We start from the raw sequence: 7,514 nt of genomic DNA on the forward strand, positions 1-7,514 counted from the left end.
AATTTTACATCAGGAGAGTTACCTTGCGTTTCCCAATACCTGTCTATCCGACCTCTTGGTACTACATTGCCAGCATCTTCTATTTTGCCGATGTTCTTAATTCCATATGTATTTCTTGGTTCGCTCATTCTATTTATCGTTGCATTGTGCTTTAGCAATTTTCTTTGAATTGATAGAAGTCTTGGTGTAAAGTGTTTTGATATCACCTTTAATGTCCTTGATGTCTATTTCAATCCCCTTGTCAATTTGTGTTTGGATTTGAATTATAACTTCCTTGAGATTGTGGGTGTAGGAGATTAATTCTTTGAGAAGTGTTTTAATTTCTCTGTGAACATATTTCGCCCAGTATCCTATGATTCCGAGGATGGCACTAAACAGCACCGAAATAATTATTAAATAATATTTTTCTATCATATTGTTATGTTTTCGTTTATATCTATTGTTATTCCTTCACTCACGATAAAGCCTTTTAGAACTAATTGAATTCCGTATTTTCCAGAGTCCAAAAACCTCATTGCTACCACTGCCACGCCTCCCTGTGCTTGCAAGAGTTCTTGCAATTTCACAGAGGGGATGGAGTAGTCGAGAGAGAATGCGGTATGTTCATTTGGAACAATGGATACTGAATCTGCGAGAAGCGTACTTTGCTCACCAAGTAGATCGCCAGCCAAAGTGAATACGTCAACTTTTACCTGTTCTAAACTGTATGCTGATTCGCTAAAATTCTTAATTCCGATTGTTACACTTGCTTTGATGTTGCCAAAAAGAGACTTGAGATTTAGCTTGGGAAGCTTAAAAGAATCTATCCCGATGGATAGCTTTTTTATGTTCCTGTATTTCTTGAAATAGTCGTATCCTTTTTTTGCTCCGAAGGCCGAAACGGCTAATGCTAAGATTTTCAGTATTGTCTTCATGCCTCTGTAAACGGGCGTTTACAGGGGTATAGATATAAATGGACTGCTATTAACTGCCTTTAACTGCGTAACCTTGCATTTTCCTGCAAAGCCCTGTAAAAGGTTGTATTTTATATATGAATATGGTGGAGTGGAAAGACTATTTCCCGAATGATCTAATAGAATTAAGCTTAGAGATTACTGTTCTACGATGTAACTGACGAAGCCTAATATAAGCTTCAACGCTTAATTTTTTTAGTCCTGATTTAATTTGATTTCTTAACTCTTGATGAGTTTGGCGAGTGCCTTCGTATTGTCCACGGCTTGAAAGATCTTTGCCTAATAGCATCATCATTTCTTTTACTGAGAGGTATATACTTCCAATTAATTGGATTTCATTTCCGTGCAACTTGTTTTGGTTGTGATGGTTGAGATACTACAACGAAGAAAAATGAGAAATCTTGTATTGAACAACAAGGTAAGTTATAAACTTTATATCAATACAGCTCCTTTCAATTTGTCAATCTCTTGCTTGAATGCCAATTCAAACTTAGGAAGGTTTTCGATGAAGAAACCACTCATTTCTTCCCAATTTGATTCTTCAAATAGATTCACACCTCCTAATTCGCATTTCACTCTACTCATCTTGTTATCCTCGAGTTCTTCCCAAACTAACTCTTGTCCAAACCGTTGCTCTATCTGATCCTTGCGCTTTTCTAGCTGATTGAAATAACGCTTATTAATTTCCTTGTTTGATGTTGAGATTGTTAGCTCAATTCTAGCGTAGGTTCTTGTAATTAGAAACGTATAGGATACCCCACTCACCCCTGCGCCAGTTTGTAACCAGTGGTCTTTTGTTGCCTTTACTTTGGAAAATAAAGTTGTATCGTGTAGTTGAGGCAAAAGTTGACTCCAGAATTCACGTCGCAGAACGTGTCTGTTCACTATTCCATCCTGTTCTGAATCGGCAGCATATTTTATCAATAGTTCGTCCTCTAATTCGAATGACGATAAAAGCTTCTTTAGTGTTTTAAACTTTGTATTGCTATCGATATTTGCTTCAATAAAATATCCATTAATTAACTCTTGTGGAGCCCGAAAGTCCTCTTCATCCCTTGTTATTTTTAACGCCTCTTGCAAAGACAGAAGTAACTCTGTGTTTTTTGTATATAGTTTTCTAAGCACATAAAAATACATTTGAGCCACCTTGTTCTCTTCCACTTTGGCCGTTTCAAAAATAAAATACTCCAGCTTTTTGTGGGTTGGTTTTTCCGCGTCGAACAAGTTTATTTCACTATTCTCATCAATAGTGGGAATCTCTATATTAGGATATTCCCAAATATCTACAAACCTGTTTGAAATAATTTCAAGGCGTTTATTATAGTTTTCAATATTCCATCCCTCTATACTTTGAAGATAACTATTTAGCCAAAGTCTGCTAAACTCATACCCTTGTTTACCTCCATCTTTATTCATGGACTTTTTTTCTAAAAAGGACTTATTGCTTAACGACCCATTGTTCCCAGACAATGTTAGATTAGCTATCGTGTTTGTGTACTTTTCTTTAAGACTAAAAAAGTCATCTGTGTCTAAATTTTCATTCCAATCTTCATTTGGGTTTTGAGGGAATATATGTTCGATAGTTATGTTTTCATTAGAGGTATCTACATGTTCCCTATTGTTATGATTTTCTAACTTCTCGAACATGTAATTTCTGTTCTTGGATTTAATATTATAAAGGTCTTTATCCTTCAACGAAGATATTAATTCTTCATTCGTCGGGAATTTTGCGCTACCTCTCTTTTTCATTAACGCAATAGCAATTGAATCGTAATAATCTTCCGTATCCACCTCTGCGTACAGTGTCATGAAGATTTTATTCAATGCATTGGTAGGCAAACCAACTACAAACCTTCTCCAAGAATACGACTGAATTAGCTTTGTAATGTTTACTAAAGTGTCGGCGTCTATAAGTCCATTATCTGCATCTTCAAAAACTTGTAACAAGAATGGGAAAGCTACATTAATCTCTAATCGAGTAATGTATTCCAGCTCTCTTTTTAACTCATTATTAGTAACTGTAGACGGATTTATTAATTTCTTATAATGAGATGAGAGCGATTTAATTTTCTCTAATTCTTGATGGTATGCCTCATCTTTTCTTCCTGCATATAATTTTTTAAACTCAATATAAACCTTCCCTTTATTAGGGATTTTTTTATTTCGAAGAGTTAAGTAATCCCTAATGTATTCGGACACCATAGATTTTTGCCTAGTCAAATCTCTTGCATTCTCTTCTATTGGATTCCATATCTGATCAAATATTCTATTTTGATCTTTCGGATCTAAATCCATAAGAATAAAATTTCTGATTAAATCTGATTGTGATAAATCCAAACCTGTCGAGTTTAAACTTTCGAAAATTCTTTGAGGGTCATCTTTCCCTCTCTCTAATGAAATCTCAACAAATATGAGCCTCTTAATGCCATTCAAGATTGTATTAAAATTGTCTTGCTCTATTCTATCTCTAAAATAATTGTAGTTCTCAATAACATTTGAATATTTGTCGAACTCGGTTTCCGTACCATTCAGAATGGCTTTAAAAGCTAAAGAATTATTGTCGGTTTGTTTAAGCTTCAGTTTGCTCGATTCTTGTTGAACGTATTGATTGGTTAGATACAGGTTGTACAACATATCAATTTCTTGCTGCATACCATTTTCTTTCGCAAATCGATATAAGGCTACGTACAATATATTTATTGTCGTTAGCCGCTGTTGTCCATCTATGATTACTAATTCTTTTACCTCACTAGTACTGTATGCGCCTTCATGGATAAACACAATACTCCCAATAAAATGTGTTCCACGTTCTTGTTGCTCAACTGATATTATATCATTAAGTATCTCTCGGCACTCACTGGTTGTCCAATCATAATTTCTTTGATAAACTGGAATTACAAATTGCACATTTTGTGCTTGTAGAAAATTATTAATTGGAAGTTCGTTTGCTTGCATAATCTATATATTAACTTTCCTCGACTATCTTAATCTCCTCCTCACTCAACCCATACAGCTCATAAACCATTTGGTCTATTTCTCTATCCGTTTTATCAATCTCTGCTTTTAGCGTTTGTGCCTCTGCTTTCTTTTTCTCAAAAACATCCATCCAATCCATTTCATCGGACTTTGTAAGTTTCTCCCCTCCCACTTTTTTAATGGCTTTGTTGAGTTCTTTGATAAAATCAGAAAACTCTAAAAAGTACCAGTTTTGAAGTTTTTTAGATACAGAATCAAGGGCGTACTGTGATTGAAAATATTTGGTAAACTGAACTCTTGATTTATAAAATTCTTTTTCTAATCCTACTTTACTAATTGCAAACTCAATTAAGTCTGCTTGATTACATGTTGAATTATATGGCAACTCTAATAGTTGTGATCTTTTAACCTTTGGGAAGGTGATTTTATTATCAGAGAAAGTATTATTGAAATAATAATAAATCAATCTAGAATTAAGTATGCACAATAAATACTTTAGCTCATGCCCATTTGTGTTTTTGTTTATTACATACGTTGTTTGATCAGTATAATAGTTCTCATCATCAAAACAAGTCATGATTCTTTTTCCTAAAATCTGTCTTGTTATTAGTTTTTCCCGTTCAAATATTTCCTTTGTCCTAAATGCTTGGTTTGTATATAATTTTTCGTTCTCAGGTTTATAATCAATGAATATTCCATCATATGTATTATAATATCCAAAGATGTTTTTACCTAAAATAAATTTCTTATAACTGTTATCCTTACAGACCTCGAACAACAAGTCTTTTCGAACTTTAATCCCATTCTTAATTTCAAAAAAACTGCCTAACTTTTTAAATTGATTTAATTTATTAATAATTGGAATTGCCGAAATATTCAACTTTTCATTTATCAAATAATCTTGTTCCACAAAAGCCTTTTGTGGAATTTCTTTTTCAAAATCAAACTCAGCATTGTTTATTTTGAAAAACCTAACCAAGTTACCTTCTTTAAAATTCGAGATTAAGAACGTAACTGTTTTAACACTTGCATCCGTAAAAATATCTTTATCACTTGATGCAATAATTTCTAACGAGAATTTATCAATTATAAATTTTCGTAATGTCCTATCATAGTCATTAGTTAAGAACACAGAAGGAGTAATAAAAGATAGCTTCCCTTTTGCATTTATCAATGAACAAGATTTTTCAATAAACAGCTTATACAAATCCAACTGATATGAAACCGTTGTATACTTTTTTATGTAATAGTTTTTTTCCTCCTCAGAAAACAACTCTCTACTCCTAACATATGGAGGATTCCCAATCACCACATCAAAACCACCCATTTCAAAAATGGAAGCAAATTCATCTTCCCACTTAAAAGCTTTGTCGCCAGCAACAGTTTTACTATCAATTAGAGAATTGCCACATTTAATATTACTGCTTAAGTCGTTTAGTTTTCTGCGAGGTTGTGCGGTGCGGAGCCAAAGAGAGAGTTTGGCTATTTCTACAGATTCTTCGTTAATGTCTACACCGAAAATATTATTCTCTAAAACAGTGTTTTCAATATTTGGGAATGGCAGACCTCCTCCAAGTAAACTATTCTGAAGGTCATCTATATAGCCATGTTCTTTTATCAAGAAATCTAAAGCTTGGTTTAGAAATGCACCAGAGCCACAAGCAGGGTCGCATATAGTAATAGTAAGCAACCAGTTTCTATATCCCTCTAAATTATCTTGCAATGCCTTTAACACCTTAGTAGGCCTACCCTTTCTACTCTTTAAATACTCCTCCTCTTCTATACCAAACTCAGCTTTCTTTTCAGTACAAAGTTTCCCAACAGTATTCTCTACAATGTATTTGGTAATATACTTGGGTGTATAGAAAACACCGTCTTTTTTACGTTTAGAAGTTTGCTCTACAAATTCCCCCCCTTCAATTTCTGCATTAACGCTTTCTATTTCGTTAAGAGAGTTTTCAAAAATGTGGCCTAGAATATTTACGTCTACTTGGCTTTCGAAATCATAGGCTTGTAAGGCTTTGGTATGTTTGTAAAGCAAGTCGTCACTTACTATTAACGAATCTAAAATGGAATCTGGTTTAAATAGTCCACCGTTGTATGCAAAGATTTCGGCGCTTTTGTCCGTCCCTTTTCTACCTGTATCTAAGTATGTAAAGTACTTTTGGTAGCGAGAGAACAAGGGAACTATTTCGTCCATCTCATTCAATTTATCCCACTGCTCTAGTATTTTAAGTGTAGAATTGGGCGGCAACAAACCTCTATCCTCAGCAAAAAAGATAAACAGAAAGCGGTCAATTAGCTTTTGAGACTTTTGAAATAAAGCCTGCTTAATGTTCTTTACGGCACGGTCGGTGTCCTCCTTTTCTAACTCAGAACGGAAGACTTCGTTTTTCATATTTAGCTTTACCAGGTCTCTAAAAAGCTCACGTTTAAACTGCGAGTAATCTTTGTAGAATTGTTTGGTAATGGCTTCCTCTTCCTGTAGAGAAGCCTTCTTTATTTTTAAAGGAACATTGTTTAATAGGTTCTCGCTATTTAAGCATAGATACATTAACTCAAACTGTTCCAGAGAAAGATCGAATAAATTGAACTCTTCAAACTCATCTGATGTCTGAATATAGAATCTTAGTTTCTCGAAATTGGAACTAATAATGTATTCGCAAGTTGGATGATGAGATTTGTAATCGAATGCTTGTTGGCGAATTGATTCCAAATCTTTTGTCTTAGTTCCTTTTAACTCTATAACCCCAAGTGCTTTACCATCTACCAATATTGCACCATCTGCTTTTTTTGCTCCTTTAAGATTTTTAAGTTCTGTGGTAAGATTAAATTTCGCACTAGGGTTTAGAACATAGCCAAAAACGGTAACAAATAGTTCTCTAAGAAACCCCTCCTGAAACTGTTCTTCTTTACTTGTCTTAATGTTCTCCTGTATGGCAGAATCATGAAAGTACTTTGTGAACTTTTTATAAGCTTTTGCAACTACGTCTCTGTCTTGGAGTGCTAGATGCTTTTTGAGTACTGAGGTTTGGAATAATGACATTTAATATACCGTATAAGTTTAAAGAGAACGCCAATGTTCCCAAATGATAACCATGGCTAAGGTATCCAATTTGCAATATTGCAGCAAGGCTTTAGCATATCCCTTTTACTATCTGCGTTATTCTTATTTAATCTATAAAGCATTCCTCATAAGTTCTTATAACACCATCATTTGAATAGGAATGGCCATTTAGAGGTAATGCAACTTAGTACAACAACTTCTTGCTGTACCGAAATCTTATCTTGATAATGTTTTCTTATAATTAACTTTAGTCAGTTCTTACTAAGGTTAATGTGCAATCTAATGATTTGCAAGGTATAGAAAAAGTGAATGTTAAAGCTACAATAGCTCAAATGTTTAGTCGTACATATAATTTCTACAACGATTATAACGTTATATATAGTACCAACTTATAGTAGAAAACCAATGGCATACCGCATATTCTACTCAATTCACATTGGTTCTATTTAAATTCATTTTGGTTCAGTTCATATTCATTTCGATTCAGTTTGGTTCAGTTCTGATTCAGCTCGGTTCTG

General features: G+C 34.0%; 5 protein-coding genes. All 5 read right to left on the reverse strand.

What is annotated here, in order from left to right:
• Positions 1–129: 129 nt before the first annotated feature.
• The gene (locus HRT72_12505) at positions 130–414 is read right to left on the reverse strand and encodes a hypothetical protein (protein ID NQY68526.1); all 285 of its coding nucleotides are present in this window, start codon (positions 412–414) and stop codon (positions 130–132) included.
• Positions 411–914, reverse strand: coding sequence for a hypothetical protein (locus HRT72_12510; protein ID NQY68527.1), 504 nt, complete (start codon positions 912–914; stop codon positions 411–413). The genes HRT72_12505 and HRT72_12510 overlap by 4 nt, the downstream gene beginning before the upstream one ends.
• Before the next feature lie 139 nt (positions 915–1,053).
• On the reverse strand, positions 1,054–1,302 hold the full coding sequence (locus HRT72_12515; GenBank protein ID NQY68528.1) for a hypothetical protein: 249 nt from the start codon (positions 1,300–1,302) through the stop codon (positions 1,054–1,056).
• Positions 1,303–1,385: 83 nt separating this feature from the next.
• The gene (locus HRT72_12520) at positions 1,386–3,908 is read right to left on the reverse strand and encodes a DUF4268 domain-containing protein (protein NQY68529.1); all 2,523 of its coding nucleotides are present in this window, start codon (positions 3,906–3,908) and stop codon (positions 1,386–1,388) included.
• Positions 3,909–3,918: 10 nt separating this feature from the next.
• Positions 3,919–6,975, reverse strand: coding sequence for an N-6 DNA methylase (locus HRT72_12525; GenBank protein NQY68530.1), 3,057 nt, complete (start codon positions 6,973–6,975; stop codon positions 3,919–3,921).
• Between the last annotated feature and the right edge of the window lie 539 nt (positions 6,976–7,514).

Source organism: Flavobacteriales bacterium, assembly GCA_013214975.1.
In the GTDB taxonomy this organism is placed as follows: Bacteria; Bacteroidota; Bacteroidia; order DT-38; family DT-38; genus DT-38.